Below are 24703 nucleotides of genomic sequence, written 5' to 3'. Positions count from 1 at the left end.
TCATTTCCCAACCCGGCTGTGGCGCCATCGTGCGAAGCTGAAGGCAAAGACGTCATAAAGTGTGTGAGCGATGATCACGCCCCACAGACTGCCCGTAGCCCAATACAGAAGACCCAGGGCCAGACCCACCGGCAGGATAATCAGCATATAGGTCACGCTATAGAGATGCAGCGCCGCAAAGAGCAGCGTTGGCAGGGCTATGGCGGCTGCAACTGGCAAATGCCCCATCAGCCACCCCTGCAGTGCGCCACGGAACAACAGCTCCTCTGCAAAGCCGGCGGCGGCACTCAGGATGAGAATGGTGAGAGGCGTCAGGGACAGACCTGCCTGATTCAGCATGTCATCGATCAGCTTGTCCAAATCTCGCGACACCCCCGGCAATGCCCGGCGCAGCATGAGGGCCAGCCCGATCAGCGCGGTGGCGCCGAGCAGTCCCCACAGAAGATCCAGAGGCACAAAGCCAAGGGCCCCGACCAGATCCACTTCCGTCACATCATGAATGAAGAGCGCTACGCCGATGAAGGCAAACTGGCCCACGAGGGCGACAGCCAGTGCCTGAACCGGATGAACCTTTTTCGGGACGTCTTCATCGCTCATGATGCACCGCTTTCGATGCGTTGGCGGAGCACAGCCGCCAGGCCCTCACGATAGGTCGGGTAGAGAAGCGGCCCTGCCACGGTTTTCAACCGGTCATTTTTCAGCCGCTTGTTGTCCTGATAAAAACTGCGGGCCATGGCCGACAGCTCGGCGTCCTCAAACGGCACTTCGGGCGTCAATGGTCGATGGAGGAGCGTGCTCGCCCAAGCGATCACATCCTGCGGCGGGGCCGGTTCGTCATCGGCAAAATTGATGACGGTAGGCGCCTCCGGTGTACGGATTAATGCAGCCAGGCCGTTAGCGATGTCGTCCACATGGATGCGATTAAACACCTGCCCTGGCTTGATGATCCTGGGCGTCGCATCCCCCGACAACAGGCGGTCTATGGCGCTGCGACCAGGGCCGTAAATGCCGGCCAGCCGACAGATATGCAGCCGGCCGCCATGATCCGTGCAGAATGCCTGCCATTGCTCTTCAGCATCAAGACGATGATATCCTCGCTGGGTCCCGGGCTCACAGGGCGATGTTTCGTCAACCCAGTCACCGTCAAAATCGCCGTAGACGCCGGTGGATGACAGATAGAGGACGGGTACGTCGCCCAGGGAAATATCCGGCATGGCACGGGCGGCGGGGCACCCCTCTGCCCCCGGGCTGACCGAGACAACCACCGCATCAATATCCGCAAACAGATGGGTTGGGAGCGGATCAGGAGAGGCCCACTGGACATAGCTGATGCCATCGGCATCGGGATGATGGGTCCGGGACGTCGCCGTGACGTGCCATTGATCGCGCATCAACCGTTGATGCAGCGCCGTCGCCACATAGCCAAAGCCAATTGCAAGAAGCCTAGGCACCGCTTTGCCATTCTGTCAGATATCGGATGAATCCGTCGCTGGCCTCTTCCAGCAGGTCGAGAACAGTTTCAAACCCATCCGCGCCACCATAATAGGGGTCCGGCACATCACCGCCATTGGCGAAATCCAGAAATTTGTGCAGGGAGGCTGTCCCGTCCCGCGGGGCCAGATCCTGCAGATCCGCAAAATTCTGGCTGTCCATGGCGAGGATGAAATCGAAGACGTAAAAGTCGCCCACATCGACCTGCCGCGCCCGCTGCCCCGTGAGGTCGAGACCGCGCGCCCTGGCTGCAGCGATCATCCGGCGATCGGGCGGATTGCCGCGATGCCAGCCGCCTGTTCCAGCGCTGTCGATCACCGCATCAATCGTCGCAGCCGTCAGACGATCCCGCAGAACCCCCTCTGCCGCAGGTGATCTGCAGATATTACCAAGGCAGACACAGAGAATTTCAGGGACTTTTCTGGGCATCCCCGTTCCTACCAGTCGCATCTGTCCCGGGGCAAGAGCCAATCAATAGCCGGCTCGGCCACCCGAAACACGGCCGTTCTGGATACGGATCGTCTGACCAGCGAATGTCGTGAGCGTGAAGCCATCAAACTGCTCGTTATAGAGGACGGACCGGTCGCGAAGGATATCGATCGCCATCGCCTCACCCATCTCCATACCGTCAATCCCGTCAGAGCGATAATGCACACCGGCCCAGTCGCGGCCGAGGGAGATGTTTGACGCCAGTTTATTCAGCTCCCCCCCGATTGTCAGTGTTCCCGAATAGGGTAGCAGGGTGTGACCGGTCTCGTCCGCCACGACTGGACGCGACAGGACCTTGTCCTCCCGGAACCACGCTTTCAGCATGGTGGTACAGGCCCCCGCGATACAGGCATGACCTGCTGGGTAGGAGGGGTGAGTGGGTGCGCCTTCAGCATAGCTCTGGGGGAGGAAGACATTGCCATATTGGCGACGTGTACGTCCCAGCGCTTCCGTCTCAAGCAGCAGGCGCGGCAAATCATAATCGTCCATCCCCGCAGCCTGGAACTGCAGGCGCCCTCCGTAGTTCTCAGGACGCAGGCGACGATGCACCAGCCATTTCTGGTACCACGCACCGCAAAGCGACGCCCGTGCGGTCAGTGCCACAAGGTCCAGGATATCGGGTCCGCCGAAAGAAACGAAACCGCCCTCTGTCGTCTGACGGTTTGTCGGATTACCGGCCGCCACCACGTCGGGGCCCATTCCCAGAAGGATCAGCGCAGCGTTCAGATAGGTCTGGTAGGGAAAATCAGCGTGAACAAACGCGCCCAGATCACGCGGTGTGCTGATGAAACGTTCAGGCCCGCGCACGCCACTGCGAGGGACGGCACCCCGCTGGACTGCCAGCCATTCGGCGCTTTCCGTCACGAAATTCGTGTCCTGCGCCGCAATGGGATACCGCTGTGGCATCGTGTAGCTGCCGTAGGGCACATCGTACCACAGAAACTGGCTGATATAGGGCCCAACCAGATCGCCAGGGGTTTCGCCGCGGAAAAGCGTCTGGGCCGTATGAAGGCCCCGTTTGGGTTTGCCAACGATATGCGGAAAGCTGTTGATGTCCGTCAGCGCACGGCGCATCAACGGATCGCTTTCCAGCCTTGTGAAGGGCACATCGCGCAGGAGTGACTTCCAGTACAGCTCCAGCATTTCGGCAGCCATCTCATCGCTGGTGAAAGATGGCGGCGGCTTTATACGGGCCGCGTGCCCATCACCGCCCGACATCGGCAGGACAAACGCACCTTGCGGGTTCGCGAGCTTGCGTGTGCGGACCGTATTGTCGAGCTGGATGCGCTCGAAATCCGCAGGCCGCCCGCTGCGCATCGCGCGCAACAGGCTGTCATAGGCGGCCGGATCGACCCGGCCGCGGGAATCGTGAGGCAGTGTCTTGGTAAAGCTAGCGCGGTAGTCGGCATAACGCTCCTCGTCGCCATTTGTCTCCTGCGGCGGCGGTTGGGTCGTCAGATAGCGGCGCGCGGCGTCCAGTTTGCGTCGGAACACATCGGCCGCGCGACGGACACTATAACCATCATTGGGCTGGGCGCCGGGCCGATTAGGCAAGGGTCCGCGATAAGCGTCGATCTTGTCCTTCATGACCTTCCCGGGCGGCAACCGGGGTTCACCCCGCATTCTGGCGTGGGCTGAACCCAGCCCCAGCAGACTGCCCCCGGCGGCCAGACCGCCCGCGCCCTTCAGAATATTCCTGCGCGAGAATTTTTTTTCCTGCCCCGTCATCGCGATATTTCCCAACTCACCCGTTTATTCCACACTGCCCACCGCCGCAGTGCAAGGTCTGTGCCTCTGGCGATTTTGCACTGCCGGGGATAGAGAAGGCCCATGCCAGCCCTCCCCATCCTTCCTGCATGACCGCGCAAGCCAGCTTTTTGACCGACGCCGCCGCCGAGCCACTGCGCCGCGTGAAGGTTGTCCTGCCGCTGCCCATGGGGAACGGGTACGACTACAAGGTCCCCCTCGGCATGGCGGCTGAACCCGGCGATTTTGTGGTGGTGCCGCTGGGGCCCCGGATGGTGCGCGGCGTCGTCTGGACCGGCGAGGCCGATGCAACGGTAGCGGACGAAAAGCTCAAACCGCTGGCGGAGCGCATCGACGCGCGTCCCCTGCCTGCCGATGTGATGGCGTTTGTCGACTGGGTTGCGAATTATACCCTGTCGCCCAAAGGCACGGTCCTGCGCCTCGTCATGCGATCGGGTCAGGTGTTCGAACCGATCAAGGGCCAGACAGGGTTTCTGCAGGTCATCCCGCCACCTGCGGATCTGCGCCTGACGGAGAAGCGTCAGGCGGTCTACGACGCTGCGCATCCTGAGATACCGCAGACAGCCAGCATGTTGGCCAAAGCAGCCGGCGTCAGTGACGCGGTGGTGCGCGGCCTGGCGAAGGCAGGCGGCCTTGCTGCCGTGGATATTGATCCGGACCCGCCCTTCGCTGCACCGGACCCCGGCCGTCCGGGCCGCGAATTGTCCGACGACCAGAAGGCGGCAGCGGACGACCTCATCGAGAGGGTGAAGGCGGGGCGCTATTCGTCAACGCTGATCGACGGGGTGACCGGCTCCGGCAAGACGGAAGTCTATCTAGAGGCGGCCGCGGCGGCACTTGCCGCGTCCCCCACGGCACAGGTGTGCGTCCTGCTGCCGGAAATCGCGCTGACCCTCCCGTTCCTGCAACGCATCGAAGACCGCTTTGGGACGCCGGCCGCGCACTGGCACTCGGACCTGTCGAGTGCAGAGCGGCGGCGGGTCTGGAAGCGTGTGGCCGATGGCAATGCCCGGCTGGTGGTGGGTGCCCGCTCTGCCCTTTTCCTTCCCTATGCGGATCTGCGCCTGATCGTCGTGGATGAAGAGCATGAAGCCGCCTACAAACAGCATGACGGCGTCCTGTATCAGGCGCGGGACATGGCGGTCGCACGCGGCGCCCTCGGCGGTTTTCCCGTTGTCCTCGTTTCGGCGACGCCGTCGCTTGAAACCCTCGCCAACGTCGAGGAAGGTCGATACGATATTATTCAGCTTACGTCACGATTTGGCCCTGCACAGATGCCGGAAACGGCGATTGTCGACCTGCGCAGCCATCCACCGGAAAAGGGAGAATGGCTGTCGCCCAAAGTGGTCGACGCCATCAACGACACGCTGTCGCGGCAGGAGCAGGTGCTCCTTTACCTGAACCGCCGGGGCTATGCGCCCGTCACTCTGTGCCGCAAATGCGGGGAAAAAATGACAGCGCCGGATTCCGACACCTGGCTGGTCGAGCACAAATATACCGGCCGTCTTGTCTGTCACCATACGGGCTTTTCCATGCCGCGCCCGGATCATTGTCCCCACTGCGGCGCGTTTGACAGCCTGGTCCCCTGCGGCCCGGGCGTCGAGCGGATCGAAGAGGAAGCGCGGCTCAAATGGCCCGACCGGGTGGTGGAAGTTCTGTCATCGGATACCATGATGCGGCCGGGCGCCACCAAGTCTCTCCTTGAGCGGATGACCAATGGCGAGATCGATATTCTCGTGGCCACACAGGCCGCCGCCAAGGGCCATAACTTCCCCAACCTCACGCTGGTCGCCGCGGTGGATGCGGACCTTGGCCTTGCCGGCGGTGACCTGCGCGCGGCGGAGCGGACCTTCCAGACCCTGAGCCAGGTCGCAGGGCGTGCGGGCCGGGCAGAGAAGCCGGGCCGCGTCATGCTGCAGAGCTATCAGCCGGACAGTCCCGTCATTCGCGCCCTGGAAGCGCAGGACAGGGACGGTTTCGCGAGCGCCGAGCTGGAAGGCAGAGCCAGCCTTGGCTTTCCGCCCTATGGGCGACTGGCCGCCATCATTCTGTCCGGTGAGAATGAAGCCGCCCTAAACGAAGCTGCACGACAATTGGCCCAAGTTGTGCCGCAGGCGGAGGGTGTTGAGATTTGGGGTCCGGCACCGGCGCCGCTTTATCGTCTTCGCGGCACCTATCGCCTGCGGTTTCTGGTCAAGACGGACCGCCGCGTGTCCATCCAGAACGTGGTGGCCACCTGGCTGTCGCGAACGAAGCTCAAATCCAGCGTGCGGATGACCGTGGATGTGGATCCCTATATCTTCACTTAGTCTGCTGGCGCGACCACCATCGGACCGATCTCCTCAATCCTGTTGCTCCAGACATAGCCGCCAAAATCATGAGGCACACGGTCGAGCAATGCCGCGCTGTCAATGCCGGATGTTCCCACATCATCTTTCGTCATGGGGCCCAGCAGGACCACCCGTGTGCCAACGCCATCCATGCGCTGCATGAACCGGTGCGGCCAGCCCCACATCAGACGCGCGTGAGAAACCGGAACGAACATGATGCGACCGCGGCAGGATTGAGGCACGTAGCCTGTCCAGCCCTTTGCAATGTAATCCTTGGCGCAGGCCATCATGCTGGTCTTGGACAGGCTCATTACATCAGGAAAGGTCGCCGCCAGGCCGCCAATCGATTCGTCCGACCCATATACGCCCCAGACCTGCTCCGTATTGCCGCGCCTTTGCAGGAACACAGCAAGGGCCTGTCCCTCACCCGGATCACGGCCCTTGAAGTTGATCAGGAAACGCCTGTCGGGAAAAGCGTCGAACACCTCATCCAGCGTCGGCATGGCGCCCACATATTTCCCGCGAAAGGGATAGGTGTTGCCGCCATCGGCCGTGTACCCGTAGCCAATATCCAGCGTCTTCAGCACAGACATGGGGGTCTGCCGCGTCACGCCTGTCCCGTCCGTTCGGCAGTCCAGCGTCCAGTCATGGAAAACCGCCAGATGACCGTCCGGCGTCGGATGGATATCCAGCTCCACCACCGCCGCGCCTGCATCGAAAGCGGCCTGCATGGAAGGGATCGTGTTCTCCAGATAAGTGTGTCGTGGCTCGTCAATGCGGATGGCGGTGCAGGTATCTCGCTCGAGCGCTGCACGATGGTAGGTCTGGTGCACACCGCGATGGGAAATCAGCGCGGGCTGCTGTCCTTCGGGCGGCAAGGCAAACATCGATGTGTTGAGCAGCCACAGAATGGCGATGATCAGCGCCAATGCGCCCCCGATGATTATCAGAATGCGGTTGACCATGGTGCCTCCCCCCTTTGTTCTCCGCTTCTATCGTGGGTGAATTGGGCCAATCCAAGGCATTGCTTGACGGAATGGCGCGCCTGCCGCCATCAAGGTCATATGGCCGACCTGTCAATCGTTGTGGAAGAGCTGGATGTGATGCGCGGTGACCGCCAGGTTGCGGCGGGCATCACGTTTCGCCTGCAACCCGGCGATGCGCTCATCCTGCGCGGTGATAACGGGTCGGGAAAAACATCCGTACTGCGTGCAATTGCCGGCTTCTCCGCCCCGGCTCATGGTCAGATCAGGTTCCTGTTCGACGGTGAAGAGGCAGACGCCGCCGATATCCGCGCACATCAGATCCATTGGTTCGGCGTTGATGATGCATTAGCAGACCGGCTGACGGTCGCCGAAACCGTCTCGTTCTGGAGCCGGTTTTATGGTCACGCGGCATCGGACGTGCTGGATCGTGTGGGTCTTGCCGATCGCGCAACGTCGCCAGCAGGGGCGTTGTCTACGGGGCAGAGGCGACGGCTCGCCCTGACCCGGCTGTTGCTGGCACCACGCAGCCTTTGGCTGATGGATGAACCGCTGACCGGTCTTGATGAGGCGGGGAAGTCGCTTGTGCACAGGATCATTGCACATCACAGGGCGGACGGCGGCATCGTCCTGATGGCCAGCCATGATGACGGCCTGCCCGGCGCGCCTGTGCTGCGCCTTCTGCCAGCGGCGGTGCGGGCATGAGACAGCAGCTGGCAGCCATCCTGTGGCGGGAATTGCGCCTGCGCCTGCGCGGCGGGGGATGGGCCGCGGCGGCTGGTCTCTTCGCTGTGACCGCAGGTCTGGCCCCCCTTTCACTGGGGCGTGACCCTGAGCTGTTAGCGACGGCCGCGCCAGCGGTTCTGTGGCTGGCGGCCAGCCTTTCACTTCTGATCGGATTTGATGCTCTGTATGAAGAGGACCTGAAATCTGGGGGAATGGCGCTTTACCGCCTGTCACCTGTCCCGCTGCCGCTGACACTTCTTCTGAAGACCTTGGCAGCTTGGATTGTCACCTGCCTGCCGCTGGCCATTCTGGCCCCTGTTCTTCTGGCGGCGTTCGGTGTCGAGCGACCGATGATGGGCGGGCTTGGGTTTGTTCTGGGCACCCCCGGTCTGGCGCTGATCGCCAGTTCTGTCGGTGCGCTCTGCGCCGGGCTGCGCCGGGGAACGGCCCTGTTCGTGTTTCTTGCCCTGCCGCTTTTCATACCAGCGCTGGTGTTCGGCCCCCAGGCGACATCGGAGACCGCGCTCGGCCCGCTTCTTTTTCTGGCCGCATTCAGTCTGCAGGCCATCGCCATCTGTCCCTTTGTCGCGGCTGCGGCTATCAGAACGAATATGTCATGAATTTATCAGGCGCCCGGGCTTTTGCCCCGGCGCGGCCTTTGCCATAAAGAGACGTAAAGAGGATTTGCCATGACCCGACACCTGTCCGCCTTGCTCGCTGCCGTTGTTTTCGCGCCGGTCGTCGCGCAGGCAGCTGAACCGGAACAGGTCGCGACCTATCGCGACTGGATCGTCTATTCGGCTGATCTGGGAACGGACACGCTGTGCTATGCCGTGACCGAGGCGTCGGACAAGGAGCCTAGCGCGGTCAATCATGGCGACGTGTTTTTCATGGTCTCCACTTGGAAAAGCGGCGTAGCCGCCAATCAGCCAAGCTTCATGGCGGGCTATACGCTGCGGGACCGGCCAGAGCCGATGATCCGGATCGGTTCAGACAAATGGGACATGTTTACAGCCGGCTCAGAAGGCTTTGTCGAAACCGACAGTGATGAAAAATCGGTCGTCGGTGCGATGCGGCGCGGGTCGGAAATGCGGGTTTCGGCCATGTCTGAACGCGGCACAGCAACCGAGTACACCTTCTCTCTGCTGGGGATCTCCAATGCCCTTGACCGGGTCGAGCGCGCCTGCCGCTGACCGGCACCGCGATTCACAACCAAAAGTTGCGTGTTGAACTGCTAATCGCGCAAGCGTTAGTAGAGTTTAACATATTTTAAATAAATGCTTTCCCCCGGACAAGGAATTCGGGGGAGTGGGGATGAGCAAGTGCCAGCGCACGGCCGTGGTCATGGGCGTCAGTTTAATGGCGCTGACAGGCACAGCCCTCGCGTCACCATGGGGACGGTTGGCGCAGGACTATCTCGCCATCAGCCGGATTGACCATTACCGCTCGACCGATAGCGGTCGGGACTTCCAGCAACAATCAGCACAGACCTATGTGGAATATGGCCTGACCGATCACTGGACGATCGGCGGACAGGCCGCACAGGGCTGGCAACGCAAGAAAGATGCGTTCGGGGACGATCACCGTGCAGGGCTCATCGACGCTGAACTCTTCGTTCAGCGCCGATTTCTGGAGACCGGCGGACATGTCCTGTCCGTCCAGGGACTGGTGGCCCCGCAAACCCCGCTCGACGAAATGGTGGCGATTGACACGGGCGACCAGCGGGAGGCCGCCGGGCAAATCGCGGTCCTGTACGGCTTTAGCCGAGAGCGGCACTTCATTGCCGCGTCTACCGGATGGCGGAAAAGTTTTGGTGACGATGCAGATCAGTGGCGAACCGATGTGACGATCGGCCGGCACGGACCGGATGGCGGCATGACGCTGCTCGACATCTATTCGACCGTTTCCATTGGCGCATCGCTGGCCGTGTACGGCATCGACTACGATCTTGTGACCCTTGCCCCATCCCGCGTTTTCAAGGTCGGCCGCAGATCCCATCTTCAGATCGGCGCGCGTTTCGATGTGGCTGGCGAGAATATCGATCGCGGCCACGGCGCATTCATTGCCCTGTGGGTGGGCCGATGAGCAGTCGCGCCGCGTCTTTGGGCGCCATTCACCGGTCCGCCATCGCGGCGGTCTCGCCCTCTGAGATTTCGGCCATGCGGCCAGCCGTAGCCGATCTTCTGACCTCAGCCGCCATCAATCATTGCGGCGAGATCAATCCCACACTGACGGCACGGCGACGCCTGAACCGGGCCCAGATCGCAATGGTCTGCATACTGGCGCTCATCGTGGCAATTGGCCTCGTTCTCTATCCGGTCAGTCTTATCGTCGCCTTCAACACGGCCTTTGTCGGCTTCTGTCTTCTTAATCTCGGTTTGCGCCTGACCCTTCTGGCGCTGAGCACATCAGTGCCCGCTGCCGCGCAGGAGCCGGACGTGCCCGATGAGGCGGCCTTGCCGGTCGTGACCATTCTCTGCCCCCTGTACCGCGAGGCATTTAGCGTGCCCGGGCTGATCGGGGCTCTGGCAGCGCTCAACTATCCGCGCGACAGACTGGATATTAAAATTCTTCTCGAAGCGGACGATTTCGAAACAATCGCCGCCGCCCTGGCTCTTTGCACAGCGCCTGAGTTTGACCTGGTCTTTGTGCCGCCGAGCGAACCCCGGACCAAACCGAAGGCGTGTAATTTTGCGCTGTGGTCGGCTCGGGGCGACATTCTGGTGATCTACGATGCTGAGGATCGGCCGGAGCCGGACCAGTTGCTCAAGGCTGCGGCGCAGTTTGCTGCGCTGCCCGACGACGTCGTCTGTCTTCAGGCTCGCCTCAATTACTATAATCGCAGTGATAGCTGGCTGACCCGACTGTTCGCCATCGAATATGCGCTGCTTTTTGATATCGTCCTGCCCGGCCTTGCCCGATTGCGGGCGCCGCTGCCGCTCGGGGGCACCAGCAATCTGTTCCGGACCAAGGCGCTGATGGCCGTGGGCGGTTGGGATGCGTTTAACGTCACAGAAGATGCGGATCTCGGCCTTCGCCTGGCGGCAGCGGGCCTGCACACGCGAACCCTTGATTCGACGACCTATGAAGAAGCCACCGGACAGGTCGGACCCTGGCTGCGGCAGCGGTCACGGTGGATCAAAGGGTACATGCAGACCTGGGCGGTCCATGCGCGACGCGGCCCCGCCCTGCCGTGGCGCGAGGGGCTCAGCCTTCACCTTGTCGTCGGGTCGGTCATCATCTCATCACTGATGAATCCGATCTTCTGGTGCCTCTACGGTCTGTGGCTCACCGGTGTTGTGCCGGGTTTCGATAACCTCTTTCCACCACCTCTTAACTATCTCGCCACCATCGCGCTGCTTCTAGGCAATGCCTGTCACCTGTGGATGTTCATGCTGGCGCCCTTGCGTCGACGCTGGTTCGACCTTGTGCCCTACGCCCTGCTCGCGCCGATATACTGGGTTTTGCAGTCCGCAGCCGGTTACCGGGCCGCCGCCCAATTCATCACCTCACCCCATTACTGGGAGAAGACATCGCACGGTGAAGGCAAGCCAATCCAGACCATCCTGGCCAAACTGAGGTAGGACATGACACTGCAACACCCGTCATCAACTGTCACAGAAAGACTGCAATCCGCAAATTGGATCTGGCTTGCCGGCTATGGTCTTGTCAGTGCGATCGTGACAGCTATCCTTTTTCAGCTGTCACCAGATATCCTGTTCAGGGCCCTCGTCAGCAGGGCAGACCTGACGATGAACCCTGTCTGGATCGGACAGCACACGGATCTTACGCTCTTTCTCGCAACCGTCTCTCAGCATTTGGGCTGGACCCCTGTTCCGGCAATGCTGGCCGCAAGTTTTGCCGCCACGCCCTTCATCGCACTCATTTTTGGATTTGAACGCCAGCGCATTGTGTGGGCCCAAGCCTTTTATGCCATGGTGCACCCCGTCACCCTCTGCCTCCTGATCACTGGCCATGGCTGGGCGATCTGTGGCGCGGGGCTATTATGGCGCGCCATTCTCTTTCTACGCGACCGGCCGCCGGAACAGGCGCTGCCGATGGTGGGCGGCGCTGTTGCGCTGGCCTTTCTGACAATGCCCAACGGGGTCTATTTCCTTCCCGGCCTTGCACTCATCCTGTGGCTTTGCATCCCAAGATCGATGATCAGGGGACACCGCGTCGCATTTCACGGCTTGGCCCTCGCGCCGCTTGCCATGACCGTAGGCGGACTGTTCTATGTTTGCTGGCTGTGGGAGCTTCCCTCAATGCCCGCTGCGGTGCCCGCTGGCGTCAGCCTGCCTTTTCCAGCGCCGCTATCGGCGGCCATTATTCTTCTGCTCATAGCGCCCGCGATCCTTGTTGGCGGTGTCTCGGACCGCTGGCGGCCACGACTGGTCATGGCGGCGACCCCGCTCATCGGCGCGGCTTTGGCGCCAGTGTCCGTTTTCGCCTCGCTCGGCCTGTGCGCGACGGCGCAACTGGTGCTGACCCGACAGGGCCAACGGGCGGGGTCGACGATCATCAGCATGATATCGACGGGGCTTATAATGTGGGGGCTTGATTCTGGCCTCATGACCCCCTGATAGAGAAGCATGACAGCGCGCAATTCCCTGCAGGACCTCGACGGTCTCCCCTATTGGCTGATGGACGGCCTCGGCAATGACTTTGTCATCGTCGATCTGCGCCACGGTGGCCGTCTGACGAGTGAGGCAGCGGCCTGTCTTGGGGACCGTAGCGGCCCGTTTGGTTGTGACCAGATCATCACCCTCTCCGATCATGGCGGCGACGTGCAGATGGGCATATGGAATGCCGACGGATCGGAAGTCGGCGCCTGCGGAAATGCCACACGGTGCGTCGGCTGGCTCCTCGCCAGGGAGCAAGGCACCGATGCGACGACGATTGGCTCGCCGGCCGGTCCACTACACGCCAGACTGGTGGGCGCCCAACGCGTCAGCGTGGATATGGGCGTTCCCAAACTGCGCTGGCAGCAGATCCCGCTGGCCGAGCAGATGGACGATACCCGCTTTATCGATATCAAGCTGGGTCCGATCGACCGCCCAGTGCTGTGGGGGCCATCGGCGGTCAACATGGGCAATCCCCATTGCGTCTTCTTTGTTGAGGACGCTGAGGCCCAGGCGCTGGACCGGTTCGGACCACTGATCGAGAACCACCCCCTCTTTCCAGAGCGGACCAACGTATCCGTGGCGCAGGTGTTGAACCGCACGACCATCAGGCTGCGCACGTGGGAGCGGGGCGTTGGCATGACCAAGGCGTGCGGCACCGCCGCCTGTGCCGGGCTCGTCTCCGCCGTGCGCCGTCGCCTCACCGACCGGACCGCGACGGTCCGGCTGGATGGCGGCGATCTGGAGATCGAATGGCGTGAAGCGGACGAACACGTCATCATGACCGGCGATGTCCGCCTGAGCGGTCAGGGCGTGTTCGGCGACTGAACCGCAAGTCGCACCCTTGCGGCGTCGCCTGCGGTTATGCACATAGCGTCCAATGTCTGACACACCCCATACGGTCACCCTGGGCTGCCGCCTCAACAGCTATGAAAGCGAGCGCATGGCCCGCCTGGCGCAAGAGGCCGGGCACCCGAATGCAGTGATCATCAATACCTGCGCCGTCACCGGTGAAGCGGTGCGCCAAAGCCGCCAGGCGATCCGGCGCGCGGCCAAGGACCGGCCCGGTGCGCCCGTCTATGTGACCGGCTGTGCCGCCCAGCTTGATCCAGACGCCTTCGCGGCCATGCCGCAAGTCACACGGGTGATCGGCAACGGCGAAAAGCTGACCGTGAAGGCCTGGCAGACAGATGGGCCCGTCACCGATGTCTTTGCTGAAACAGTCCTGACCAAAGCCCCGGCTGCCCTCGGTCCACTGACCGTGCGCGCCCATCTGGAAGTCCAGAATGGCTGCAACCACCGCTGTACCTTCTGCATCATTCCGTTTGGCCGGGGGCAGGCGCGCTCAAAGGCTTCGGCCGATATCGTTGCCGAGGCCCGCGCCATGGCAGAGAGCGGCGCGCGGGAAATCGTTCTGACCGGCGTCGACCTGACATCCTATGGCCCGGACCTTGGCGAGGGCGTCACCCTGTCCGATGCCATAGAGGCTCTTCTTGCAGCGCTACCCTCTTCAATCCGCCTGCGCCTCTCGTCGATTGACGGCGCAGAAGTTGACGAGCGTCTGTTTGACCTGGTCACGCAGGAAGAGCGCATCGCCCCCCATCTTCATCTGTCCCTGCAGGCAGGCAGCGATATGATCCTGAAACGGATGAAACGTCGCCATCTGCGGCATGACGCCATTGAATTGTGCCAACGCCTGAAAAGCGCTCGGCCGGACATCGCCTTTGGCGCGGATCTCATTGCGGGTTTTCCGACCGAGACCGATAACATGTTTGCTGACACACTCTCGCTCGTCGATGAGTGTGCTCTGTCATTCGTCCATGTCTTTCCGTTTTCTCCGCGCGCCGGCACCCCGGCGGCAAAGATGCCACCGGTTGAGCGAACCATCGTGAAGGCGCGGGCAGCTGAACTGAGGGAAAAGGCCCATGCGGCGCTGTCGCGTCACCTGTCGTCGAAATGCGGTACGCAGACCACCATGCTGGTTGAAAGCGTGCGGGACGGCCGTTTGCTGGGCAAGGCACCCGATTTTACCGATATCACCTGTTCTGGCCCGGGCGCTGCTGGCGATCTGATCCGGGTTCACCTCATTGAAGCGAATGGCGGGCTGATGCTCGCGCAGACCGCCTGAAAAGAAAGACAATCCGATGGCAGAGAAGAAAGGCCTCTTTTCGAGGTGGTTCGGCAAGAAGGATGAGGCGCCAGATAATCTCCCCGAAGACGCGCCAGAAGCGCTGACGGAGACGACACCTGAACCCGCGGCGCCAGAGCCGGACCCTGCACCGCCGAGCCCACCACCCGCCGACATACCGGAAGAGCCGGAAGAAACGCCGCCCCCGCCGCCCGTCGAAGAGCCGCCCCCGCCCGCCCCTGAGGCGCCGCCGGTGATTGATGAGCCGCCTGCGGAGGACCCGGTGCCACCGGTGGACGAACCATTGGACGAGCCCGCACCTGCGCCGGTGATTGAAGAGCCTGTGGCCATCGTGCCTCATGCGCCGGTACCAAACGAACCGCCGTCGGTGCCACAAGAGCCCCTCGCGACGCCGGAACCGGAAGAACAAGTGGATGCGCCGGTCAAGAAACGGGGCCTGTTCAGCCGTCTGACCGAAGGCCTGTCAAAGACATCAGTGCGCCTCACCACCGGCATTGGCGGGATTTTCACCAAGCGCAAGCTGGATGATGCGACGCTGGAGGAACTTGAAGACCTTCTGATCACGGCTGATCTGGGTCTGCCTGCGACCACCCGTATCATCACCCACCTCACGAAATCGAAGTACGATCAGGAAGTCACCAATGCAGAAGTCCGCCAGGTTCTGGCTGCTGAAATTTCCCGCACACTGACCCCCCTGGCGCAGCCATTGACGGTCAATCGATCGCACAAGCCGCACATTATTCTCATGACTGGCGTCAATGGTGCCGGCAAGACGACCACGATTGGCAAGCTCGCCCGCAAATTTGCCGATGACGGACTGTCCGTGCTTCTGGCTGCTGGTGATACGTTCCGTGCCGCCGCAATTGAGCAGCTGCAGGTTTGGGGCGAACGCACCGGTGCCCAGGTCGTCGCACGCGCCCAGGGCGCGGATGCGGCAGGCTTGGCCTACGATGCTATTGAGCAGGCGCGCAGAAACAATATCGACGTCGTCATGATTGATACGGCCGGACGTTTGCAGAACCGCAGCGAGCTGATGGATGAGCTCGCCAAGATTGTCCGGGTCATCAAGAAACTTGTCCCCGACGCCCCTCATGATACGCTTCTGGTTCTGGATGCTACAGTTGGCCAGAATGCTTTGAGCCAGGCCGAAGCCTTTACACAGATTGCCGGCGTGTCCGGTCTTGTCATGACCAAGCTGGACGGGACAGCACGCGGCGGTGTCCTCGTCGCCCTTGGCGACAAGTTCGCCTTGCCCATACATTATATTGGCGTGGGCGAAGCGGTCGAAGATTTGCAACCGTTCAACGCGGATGATTTTGCCAGTGCCCTGACAGCGGCGGACAAGGAATAAAATGACAGAACAGACCACACGCCCCGCCAAACTTGAAGGCAATGCCAAGCTGGCCGTTGAGCTGGGACCGCTTGCCTTCTTCCTCATCGGCCTGATGCTGCACAAACGGCTCGCCCCAGCCGTCGACGATATGCTGGGCATCACCTATTTTGCCGAACCCGGGCGCGAGCTGTTTCTGGCCTTGGCAATGTTCCTGCCCGCCTTTGCCGTGGCGTTTGCCTATTCGATCATCAAAACCCGCCGTGTTGCCCCCATGCTGCTGGTCACGGCGATCATCACGTCTGTGATGGGGACACTGACCTTCGTGTTTGACAGCAAGACCTTCATCTACATGAAGCCGACAATCATCTATCTGCTGACCGCTGGGGCGCTCGGTGGCGGTCTTCTTGCTGGTCGCAATTTCCTCAAAGCCCTGTTTGATGGTGCATTTGAAATGGAAGAAGGGGCATGGCGCGTACTGACGTGGCGTTTCGTCGCCTTCAACATCTTTGCCGCGATCACGAATGAATTCCTGTGGCGCACGCTGACGGCCGATTGTGTGATCGGCGAAGAGTGCGGCGGCGATGTCATGTGGGGGAATATCAAGGTGTTTGGCTTTACCGCTGCCTACTTCGTTTTCATCATCGCCAATACGCCGTTCCTGATGAAGCATATGAAGCAACCGGATGATGGCAAAGGTGCCGATAGGCCGGGTTCGGCATAAACCGTCGCCCACACGGACGGTTCGGGACTGGACAGACAGTCCCGACAATAATCGCTCCGACAGGGTCCTTTTTGGGGCCATCAGCGAATGAGATCAGCTGCGGCAGATTGAATGTTTGTCGGGAAAAGACGGGGGCAGACAGTCGGTAGTCCCCCTTCCATGACCTCTTTTTTGCGTTTTCAATGCCGAATCCATCGTTTCGGCAGCAAAAAGTGTTGCATCTCCGTGCGAAGAACATCAGTTTGCAAGCGTTCTTTAATAATAGCCTGTCAAGAGGATATTCGTTCGGCGAGTCCTTGAAGGGCACAAAGAACTTCAGGGGGCGGTCTTTCCGCCCCGTTCGAACAAAAAAATGAATGGGCCAAAAAAACCGGCCTGGAACCCAATAGAGACTGAAGAGCGACCAAAATGGCGGACTTTACACTCGAGACCTCACCCGGCCACCTCCTGCGCCGTGCCCAACAATATGCTGATGACCTGTACAAAAGCGAAGTCGGCAAAACCGGCCCAACGCCGCGTCAGTTCGCTGTGCTTCACACAGTGTCGAACGACGAAGGCCTGAGCCAGACGGATCTGGTGCGCCGCACCGGCATTGACCGTTCAACCCTGGCAGACATGATTGCTCGCCTGACGAAACAAGGCCTTCTGGCCCGTCAGCGGACAAAAGACGACGCCCGCGCTAACTCCGTCAAGCTGACCGCTGCCGGCAAGAAAATGCTGAGCGGCGCCATGTCGAAAGTCGTCAGCGCAGAGCAAAAAGCGCTCGGTATGCTGCCAGCTTCGCAACAGACAGCATTCATCAAGATGCTGAAAGCCTACGCAGAAGCTCTCGACAAGATCGAAGCTGAAGCCATGGCACCTAAGCGTCGCCCGGCTGCGAAAAAAGCTGCCAAGAAGGCCCCTGCCAAAAAAGCGACCAAGAAGAAGGCCGCTACGAAAAAGGCAGCAACGACGAAAACGGCTACCAAGAAGGTAGCTGCGAAAAAAGCCCCTGCCAAGAAAGCCGCCGCCAAGAAGGCGCCTGCCAAGAAAGTCGCAGCGAAGAAGGCTCCTGCCAAAAAAGCAGCTGCGAAAAAAGCACCTGCCAAGAAGGCAACAAAACGCGCAGCCAAGAAAAGCTAAGATCGGACAGGGTTCCCCCTACCGACCTGCACAGAACCCCGGGCGAGATTCCTCGCTCGGGGTTTTTCATGCGCTGAATTGAAGGCCTAGTCGGCGATATCGAGTGTGACCGGCGCATGGTCCGAGGGACGCTCCCATCCCCGCACATCCTGATGGACCGTCAGGGCGCCCCGACCGCCCGCCAGTGCCCTGGCCCGCAAGGGCTCTGTCACCCAGATGTGATCCAGCCGACGTCCGCGATTGGAGGCCAGCCAGTCCTTGGACCGATACGACCACCAGGTGTAGAGTTTCTCATCGAGCGGGACGAGTTCGCGCATGACGTCGATAAAGGGTGCCGACGCCATGAGCGCGGCCATCCGTTCCACTTCGACCGGCGTGTGGGACACGACCTTCAGGAGCTGTTTGTGCGACCACACATCGTGCTCATGCGGCGCGATGTTCAGGTCACCGACCAGAATTTTGGGTCCGTCTCCCTGCCCTTCGAACTGCGCCGTGAGCTCATCAAGAAAGGCCAGTTTGTGGGCGAATTTCTCGTTCTCGTCGGGGTCCGGAATATCACCGCCCGCCGGGATGTAGAAATTGTGCAGCTCGGTGCCGTCGTCAAGCGTCACGGTCACGTGACGGGCATCATCCTTGTCGCAATAGCGGCATTTATCCGTCGCGGCGAAGGGGAGCTTTGAGACGATCGCAACGCCGTGATAGCCCTTCTGTCCGTGAATGGCCTGGTGCACATAGCCAAGCTTCGTAAAAGCCTTGGCGGGAAACTGATCGTCCTGACACTTCGTTTCCTGAAGGCACAAGATATCTGGACGAACACTTTTTAGAAAGTCTTCGACCAGACCGATACGCAGGCGGACGGAATTGATGTTCCAGGTTGTCAATCGCATGGCGCGGACCTAGCCGACCCGGCGGCACCTGTCACGCCAAAGGCCATAGGCTCACGGGCTCAAAGCGCGCGATTGCAGGCCTTTTCACTGAACAGCTTGCGGACACCTGAATAGTCGCGAAGATTATAGCCTGTGATCCGTGCGCCCTGAGAGCGAATGAAGTCATCGATCAGAGCATCCGCATCGCGATCTTCCACGTTGAAGCGCCCATCGAATTTCACGCCGACAAGGACCGGTTGCAGACGGGTCAGATCGCCCATCGTCTCAGCCGGTGCCGCGACAGAAAGCGCATAGACCGTCGCGTTGCTGGTGCAATCGGCCTCAACATCGCCGCGCAGGCTGTCGAGGACGAAGCGGCCCACGGCAAAGCCGCGATCGGCGGCCGCTTGATGGCTGGCGCTTTCATCACTGGATGCATCGTCACTCAGACCGATGGCGATGAAGGCGTCATAATCACCAAGGTTGGAGCCCGCAGCAGGCACCATCTCTACAGTGTCATCGAGCCGGAATGGCGTGGCCTGGTTCGCTGCCGAAACGGTGGCGCCAGCCGAATTTGTCCATGACGGATCAAGAAGGGCTGTGCCTTCTCTGGCGAAGCTGATGATATCAAGCTGGGCCGCCTGGGTCGGTGAGCACAGACGATAGGACGTGCCATAGCTTGCTGGCAGAATGCCTTCATCACAGACAAGCCGCGAGACATCAAAGCCGTGATAGCTTGGCACCGCCGGCAGGGACGCGGCCGTCACCACCATCACGTCATCGTCATACGTGGCGTCAGCATAGACATCATCATACTGCTCAACGATCACAGGGCGGTGCGTCGCCAATTGCCAGACCACCATCACGGCAATCACCGCCATCGCGGTGAGGAGGCCGTTGCGGATCAGCATTTCGCGCGGCTCAAGCGTCGTTGAACCGGCAGTGAACATGTTGGGGGAGAGAAGCGGCGGCTTGGCCGTCGGCAGAGGACCTTCCTGCGCGACCGTGGAACTCGTCTGCACATCATTCTTGCGCCAGAAGGCCCACAGCAGCAGTGCCGTCACTGCCAACATGGCCATGGTCAGAACGAACAGGCCGAGAGGCGACGAAAAAGCTGCCGCGATCTTGTTCAAAATGCTGGCCATGGATGGTCCCCTTTTCTGCTCCGCCAACCGGTCAGGCGCAGCACCCCGTCATCAACCTTGTCTTAACCCTACCACAGCAATTGCGCCCACGCCAAGAAGTCGAATCGGCAGAACCGTTGCCGTTTGGCCACCATAATGCGCCATGGTTCACCAGACAGATGAACCCAAATGCACAGCGGCAGCCGACTAGAAGACGTTGAATGTGCCGCCGATCACCGAAACGGGCCAGCGACCAAGCTCGAAAAGTCTCATTTTGGTAGCGAAAGGATGTTCGGTCACGTCAATATCCGGGTCCGCTGCCGCCGCGATGAGCAGCAGGCCCATGCCATGCGCCGCCTGTGCGGCCGCGCCAACGGCCAGACGCTGATCGCTTTCATCGACCACGTCCCAAAGGGAGGCCTGTTCCTCCATGGCGTCCTTGGCGGACTTGCCCACCTGCTGCGCCACCATCGCCAGACCAATCTCGAGCGCTTCCTGAGACACGATCTCCAGCGCCCTGCCGGTCAGGTCGGCCCGCGCCAGCTCTTCTGCCTCCCAAGGGGCGCTGGCCCAGTCATTGGTTTCGGCGGATCCGGCCGCATCTTCCCAGGTGGGCAGGATCGCGAGCTGCGCGTCCGGAAACCCCAACGCCTCTACATAGGCAATCGCCGCGGCACGGACCTTCAGTGTCGGGGCCTCCCCCAGATGGGAGAACCAAGAGGCGCGGTCGAGCCCATCAGCAAATCGTTTCAGGCGCGAAAGGACCGGCGCTTCGCGCTCGAGTTGGGCGTATGTGTCGTCATCAATCTCGGGGAAATCATCATCGTCTGTCATGGCTGACAGATGCGCTGCGACCGGGCTTTGAGCAAGTCATCTGCGGGGAAATATGTGCGGTGCCGAAAGGTCGCCTAACGGGGGGCAGGGGCGACCGGGCTGAGGGGTCAGGGCACCGCACGCGCCAGATTTAGCCCCGGCGGTTGGTCGACGCTTGTTACGTCGCGTTAAACGACCAAAGCTTAATTATCGCGCAGGAAGGTCCCGCCGGCATCCGGTGCCCGGAAAAGACGGCCCGGCAGTCGGACATCCATTTCCACATCTTTCAATGCAACCCGTGTCACATCGCCGGTCGGCTCGAACACGGCCCATTCCTTCAACGTCATGTCAGGTGCACCGAAGACAAGGCCCAGTTCGCCCTGCAATTCCTCATCGCGCGACTGCAACATCACCGCGACGCCATCTTCACTGCGGAAGATATTGGTCACACGGGCTTCATCACGACTGATCCGTTTGCTGAGCAGAAACTGCAGCGGCGTTTCGCCAACCGGATAGGTGTCCGTGGTTTCCAGTTCAGAATCATGAACATAAACAATGCCGCCTGTCGCCACGATGAGTTGGGGGACCGGCTCATCATAGTCAAAGCGCAGACGTCCTGGACGGCTGAGGCTGACCGTGCCCGTCATTTCCGCGCCTGACGGCGAGAATTGGACAAAGGTCGCGCGCATCGATTTGATATTCTCAAGGGCGTCGGCCGCCTTCTCGAAAACCTGCTCATCTGTCAGATCGGCAAAAGCGACCGGGCCATCCATAGGCGCCTGTTCCGCACGGACCTGCGGGGGCGGCGGCGCAACGGCGGTCTGCGGCACGGTCACTTCCTGCGCAAAGACAAAGGCGATTGAGGCAAACAAGACTGACATTCTGGGTATCCCCGTTTCCGACAGTCAACATATAGGCGCAATGAATGACGCCGGAAACGGCCTTGGATATTACGGTTTGGTCCGTCATTTTTCCGCCGCACCTTTGCGACACACGGTTACAGACGCAGCGTCAGACTGGACATATCAGATCCAGTCCCCATCTCTTCGCTTCAACAAACGGGGGATCGGCGTGGCAGCGACATCAAAAGACACCAAATTCTGGGACAAGATTGCACCCAAATATTTTCGCCAGCCGATCGGTGATCAATCCGTCTACGATGAAAAGATTCGCCGTACACAGGCATTGATGACGCCCGACATGGATGTCCTTGAGTTCGGTTGCGGCACGGGCATGACGGCGGTCCGCCATGGCCCGAAGGTTCGTCACATTCTGGCAACGGACATTTCGGAATCCATGGTCGAATTTGGCCGACAGCGGGCGGCTGAGGCGGGCGTCACGAATGTCACCTTTCAGCAGGCAACGCTGGATGACCTGAGCGAGTCGGTCGGAACCTATGACATGGTTCTGGGCCTGAGCATTCTCCATCTCATGGGTGATGCGGACCGCACAATTGAGCAGGTGGGGCGTCTTCTCAAGACAGGCGGTTATTTTGTGTCTAGCACCACATGTCTTGGCGATGAGATGCCGCTATTTCGCGTGATCATTCCCATCATGCAGCTTATCGGCAAGGCGCCGACCGTCCGTTACCTGAAGAAAGATGACCTGATCCAAAGTCTGAAACGCGCGGGCTTTGACATCGTGGATGCGTGGCTGCCCAAGAAAGGCGCCGCCCTCTTCGTAATCGCGAAGAAGCGCTAGGCCGCGTCTTCGCCGATCAGGATATCACGCTTGCCGGCGTGGTTGGCGGGCGAGATGACCCCGTCCTCTTCCAGACGCTCGATGATTGTAGCCGCGCGGTTATAGCCAATTTGCAGCCGCCGCTGGATATAGCTGGTCGATGCCTTCCGGTCCCGTGCCACGATCGCCACCGCCTGATCATACAGCGCATCCCCCGATGAGGTATTGCCGCCGACATCAAGGCCCAGCATCGCCGCTGCGCCGCCGTCTTCGTCATCACCGCCTTCAGTGACTTCCTGAATATAGTCCGGCTTGCCCTGCTTCTTGAGGTGGGCGACGATCTTTTCGACTTCATCATCAGACACAAACGCGCCGTGTACGCGGGTAATCCGTCCGCCCCCGGCCATATAGAGCATGTCGCCCATGCCCAAGAGCTGTTCGGCCCCCTGCTCACCCAGAATAGTGCGAGAGTCGATTTTCGATGTGACCTGGAATGAAATCCGTGTGGGGAAGTTTGCCTTGATCGTCCCGGTAATCACATCCACCGATGGCCGCTGGGTTGCCATGATAAGGTGGATGCCGGCGGCCCGCGCCATTTGCGCCAGGCGCTGGACCATCGCTTCGATGTCCTTGCCTGCCACCATCATGAGGTCCGCGACCTCGTCGATCACGACGACGATGTACGGCATGGCCTCGTAGTCCAGCACCTCTTCCTCGTAGATCGGATCGCCGGTCTCGGAATCGTAGCCTGAGTGGACCTTGCGGGTCAGTTCTTCGCCGCGCTCATTGGCGTCCTCGACCCGCTCATTGAAGCCGTGGATATTGCGCACGCCGATTTTCGACATCATGCGGTAGCGCTCTTCCATCTCCCGCACCGTCCATTTGAGGGCCACGACGGCCTTGCGCGGATCGGTCACGACGGGAGAGAGAAGATGCGGGATGCCTTCGTAGACTGACAGCTCCAGCATTTTGGGGTCGACCATGATCAGCTTGCACTTGTCAGGCGGCAGGCGGAACAGAAGGCTGAGGATCATGGTGTTGATCCCCACGGATTTACCCGAACCGGTGGTCCCCGCGATCAGGAGGTGAGGCATCTTCGCAAGGTCGGCAAATTGTGGCTCCCCGCCGATATCTTTACCCAGCGCAAGGGTCAGACCCTTGGCCCCGGCAAAATCTTCCGTGGCCAGCATCTCCTGGAACAGCACGAATTCGCGATTGTCATTGGGCAGTTCGATCCCGATGGCATTCCGCCCGGGAACGACCGCAACGCGGCAGGCAATGGCGGACATGGACCGGGCAATGTCGTCAGCAAGACCAATGACGCGGGATGATTTCACCCCGGCGGCAGGCTCAAGTTCATAGAGCGTGACGACAGGGCCGGGGCGCACATTGATGATCTCGCCATTGACCTTGAAGTCCGCGAGCACGGTTTCGAGCATGCGCGCACGCTCTTCCAGCTCTTCATCGGAGATGTCCTGGGTGTCGTTGACTTTGGGCGCTTTGAGCAGGCTGAGCGGCGGGAAGACATAATTCTCGCTGTCGAACATGGGCTGATCATCACTGATCGGACGACGCATCTGGACCTTGCGCACCTCGCGGATAATCTTGCGGGGGGCGGTCGCTTCTTCGTCCTCATCCAGATCATGGATGACGCCGTCGTCATCGACGTATTCAGATGTGTCCCAGTCGTCCTCAGCCGCGGCGGGCGCAAACGCATCGGCCGTCGCATCCTCTTCAGGCTGCGCTTTTGGTGGCGCCAGTTTTGGTGTCGTCAGCTTCGGCTCGACGCGGGCGGGCTTGGCCTTCCGCGACTTGGTCAGGGCGCGATATTTCTCGGTCACGACATCAGCCGCCCAATCATAGCACCAGAAGAAGGCATCAAGCCCGGCTTCCACATGATCACGGCTGATCCCCGCGGCGCGGCCCGTCAGGACAAAGGCCAGCGGCAACAGAACGACGGCAGCAAAGACGTTGGGAAACGGAAGGCCCAGCAGCCGGAACGGGGTCTCGACGAGCCCGGCGACAGCGCCGCCGAGAAGGCCGCCCATATCCACCACGAAAGGCCAGGCGGCCGCGCGGGGCAACTCAGCGGCAAAGCCGGCCATCGCCAAGACACCGCCCAGCCAGGCCGCGCCTTTCAGCCATGCGGTCAGGCTCGTCTCATCAGGCGGGCCCCATCGGAAGTTCGACCATCCCCACATCATCGGGACGATGGGGAGGAGAAGGCTTGCGCCGCCAAGCGACTGTAACAGGAGATCAGACAGCACTGCCCCGGCACCACCGCCCCAGTTGGAAATGGCCGTCCGGCCCGTCGCCGTGGAGAGGCTGGGGTCTGAGACCGAATGGGTGGCGATGCTCAACAGCAGGAACAGGCCCAACAGGACCAGTGACGCGGCACCGGCTCGAACCAGCACAAAGCGGACACCGGCGGCGGCGCGCTCGATCGGAGAGATGTCGGGCTCGGTACGGGTTCTGCTCATACGCTTT

At 60.9% G+C, this 24703-nt stretch carries 23 protein-coding genes; 13 read left to right on the top strand and 10 right to left on the bottom strand.

The genetic code is table 11. From position 1 onward, the window contains the following. From RUI03_RS00115 to RUI03_RS00100, 4 genes are read right to left on the bottom strand one after another with little or no spacing between them, the layout of a single operon-like run. Complete coding sequence (locus RUI03_RS00115) at positions 1–597, bottom strand: CPBP family intramembrane glutamic endopeptidase (RefSeq protein ID WP_317288243.1); 597 nt, start codon at positions 595–597, stop codon at positions 1–3. Beyond that, positions 594–1451 carry an SDR family oxidoreductase gene (locus tag RUI03_RS00110; RefSeq protein WP_317288242.1) on the bottom strand — a complete coding sequence of 286 codons (858 nt, stop codon included), beginning with the start codon at positions 1449–1451 and terminating at the stop codon, positions 594–596. The genes RUI03_RS00115 and RUI03_RS00110 overlap by 4 nt, the downstream gene beginning before the upstream one ends. Further along, the gene (locus tag RUI03_RS00105; RefSeq protein WP_317288241.1) at positions 1444–1920 is read right to left on the bottom strand and encodes a low molecular weight protein-tyrosine-phosphatase; all 477 of its coding nucleotides are present in this window, start codon (positions 1918–1920) and stop codon (positions 1444–1446) included. Before RUI03_RS00105 ends, RUI03_RS00110 begins: the two co-directional genes overlap by 8 nt. A gap of 42 nt (positions 1921–1962) precedes the next feature. Continuing rightward, a complete protein-coding gene (locus RUI03_RS00100) occupies positions 1963–3708 on the bottom strand; it encodes a vanadium-dependent haloperoxidase (protein WP_317288240.1) in 1746 nt (581 codons plus the stop codon). A gap of 128 nt (positions 3709–3836) precedes the next feature. On the opposite strand from RUI03_RS00100, the gene RUI03_RS00095 reads away from it, so the two are divergent. Next, on the top strand, positions 3837–6056 hold the full coding sequence (locus RUI03_RS00095) for a primosomal protein N' (protein ID WP_410795884.1): 2220 nt from the start codon (positions 3837–3839) through the stop codon (positions 6054–6056). Here the strand turns inward: RUI03_RS00095 and RUI03_RS00090 are convergent. After that, a complete protein-coding gene (locus RUI03_RS00090) occupies positions 6053–7042 on the bottom strand; it encodes a glycerophosphodiester phosphodiesterase family protein (protein ID WP_317288238.1) in 990 nt (329 codons plus the stop codon). The two genes, RUI03_RS00095 and RUI03_RS00090, sit on opposite strands and share 4 nt — an antisense overlap. A 99-nt stretch (positions 7043–7141) precedes the next feature. On the opposite strand from RUI03_RS00090, the gene ccmA reads away from it, so the two are divergent. The 11 genes from ccmA (at position 7142) to RUI03_RS00035 (ending at position 17733) form a co-directional block, all read left to right on the top strand. After that, the gene (ccmA, locus tag RUI03_RS00085; RefSeq protein ID WP_317288237.1) at positions 7142–7765 is read left to right on the top strand and encodes a heme ABC exporter ATP-binding protein CcmA; all 624 of its coding nucleotides are present in this window, start codon (positions 7142–7144) and stop codon (positions 7763–7765) included. After that, positions 7762–8406 carry a heme exporter protein CcmB gene (locus RUI03_RS00080; RefSeq protein ID WP_317288236.1) on the top strand — a complete coding sequence of 215 codons (645 nt, stop codon included), beginning with the start codon at positions 7762–7764 and terminating at the stop codon, positions 8404–8406. Before ccmA ends, RUI03_RS00080 begins: the two co-directional genes overlap by 4 nt. Before the next feature lie 69 nt (positions 8407–8475). Beyond that, on the top strand, positions 8476–8979 hold the full coding sequence (locus RUI03_RS00075) for an invasion associated locus B family protein (RefSeq protein WP_317288235.1): 504 nt from the start codon (positions 8476–8478) through the stop codon (positions 8977–8979). Positions 8980–9100: 121 nt separating this feature from the next. Then, a complete protein-coding gene (locus RUI03_RS00070; protein ID WP_317288234.1) occupies positions 9101–9871 on the top strand; it encodes a hypothetical protein in 771 nt (256 codons plus the stop codon). Then, entirely contained in the window at positions 9868–11370 is a 1503-nt protein-coding gene (locus RUI03_RS00065; RefSeq protein WP_317288233.1) for a glycosyltransferase family 2 protein, read from the top strand. Before RUI03_RS00070 ends, RUI03_RS00065 begins: the two co-directional genes overlap by 4 nt. A 3-nt stretch (positions 11371–11373) precedes the next feature. Continuing rightward, positions 11374–12369 (top strand): hypothetical protein, encoded by a 996-nt coding sequence (locus RUI03_RS00060; RefSeq protein WP_317288232.1) that lies wholly within the window; start codon positions 11374–11376, stop codon positions 12367–12369. A gap of 9 nt (positions 12370–12378) precedes the next feature. Next, entirely contained in the window at positions 12379–13236 is an 858-nt protein-coding gene (gene dapF / locus RUI03_RS00055) for a diaminopimelate epimerase (protein ID WP_317288231.1), read from the top strand. Positions 13237–13288: 52 nt separating this feature from the next. Beyond that, on the top strand, positions 13289–14536 hold the full coding sequence (mtaB, locus tag RUI03_RS00050) for a tRNA (N(6)-L-threonylcarbamoyladenosine(37)-C(2))-methylthiotransferase MtaB (protein WP_317288230.1): 1248 nt from the start codon (positions 13289–13291) through the stop codon (positions 14534–14536). Between the two features lie 16 nt (positions 14537–14552). Beyond that, a complete protein-coding gene (gene ftsY, locus RUI03_RS00045) occupies positions 14553–15908 on the top strand; it encodes a signal recognition particle-docking protein FtsY (protein ID WP_317288229.1) in 1356 nt (451 codons plus the stop codon). A gap of 1 nt (position 15909) precedes the next feature. Further along, positions 15910–16611: an inner membrane-spanning protein YciB gene (locus tag RUI03_RS00040; RefSeq protein ID WP_317288228.1), complete on the top strand. Its 702-nt coding sequence runs from the start codon at positions 15910–15912 to the stop codon at positions 16609–16611. A gap of 408 nt (positions 16612–17019) precedes the next feature. Next, the gene (locus tag RUI03_RS00035; protein ID WP_317288227.1) at positions 17020–17733 is read left to right on the top strand and encodes a MarR family winged helix-turn-helix transcriptional regulator; all 714 of its coding nucleotides are present in this window, start codon (positions 17020–17022) and stop codon (positions 17731–17733) included. 86 nt (positions 17734–17819) lie between these two features. Here the strand turns inward: RUI03_RS00035 and xth are convergent, their stop codons facing one another. From xth to RUI03_RS00015, 4 genes are all read right to left on the bottom strand, one after another. Then, positions 17820–18620: an exodeoxyribonuclease III gene (gene xth / locus RUI03_RS00030; RefSeq protein ID WP_317288226.1), complete on the bottom strand. Its 801-nt coding sequence runs from the start codon at positions 18618–18620 to the stop codon at positions 17820–17822. Positions 18621–18679: 59 nt separating this feature from the next. After that, on the bottom strand, positions 18680–19744 hold the full coding sequence (locus RUI03_RS00025; RefSeq protein WP_317288225.1) for a hypothetical protein: 1065 nt from the start codon (positions 19742–19744) through the stop codon (positions 18680–18682). Between the two features lie 186 nt (positions 19745–19930). Next, the gene (locus RUI03_RS00020) at positions 19931–20557 is read right to left on the bottom strand and encodes a hypothetical protein (protein WP_317288224.1); all 627 of its coding nucleotides are present in this window, start codon (positions 20555–20557) and stop codon (positions 19931–19933) included. A gap of 182 nt (positions 20558–20739) precedes the next feature. After that, the gene (locus RUI03_RS00015) at positions 20740–21417 is read right to left on the bottom strand and encodes an outer membrane lipoprotein carrier protein LolA (protein ID WP_317288223.1); all 678 of its coding nucleotides are present in this window, start codon (positions 21415–21417) and stop codon (positions 20740–20742) included. Between the two features lie 190 nt (positions 21418–21607). Here RUI03_RS00015 and RUI03_RS00010 point away from each other — a divergent pair, with 190 nt between their 5' ends. Beyond that, complete coding sequence (locus RUI03_RS00010) at positions 21608–22237, top strand: class I SAM-dependent methyltransferase (RefSeq protein ID WP_317288222.1); 630 nt, start codon at positions 21608–21610, stop codon at positions 22235–22237. Here the strand turns inward: RUI03_RS00010 and RUI03_RS00005 are convergent. Further along, positions 22234–24696, bottom strand: coding sequence for an FtsK/SpoIIIE family DNA translocase (locus RUI03_RS00005; protein ID WP_317288221.1), 2463 nt, complete (start codon positions 24694–24696; stop codon positions 22234–22236). The two genes, RUI03_RS00010 and RUI03_RS00005, sit on opposite strands and share 4 nt — an antisense overlap. Between the last annotated feature and the right edge of the window lie 7 nt (positions 24697–24703).

The sequence above is a fragment of the Parvularcula sp. LCG005 genome (assembly GCF_032930845.1).
Taxonomy (GTDB): domain Bacteria; phylum Pseudomonadota; class Alphaproteobacteria; order Caulobacterales; family Parvularculaceae; genus Parvularcula.
Note: the sequence above shows the minus strand (reverse complement) of the source record. Positions and strands in the feature narration are given on the sequence as shown.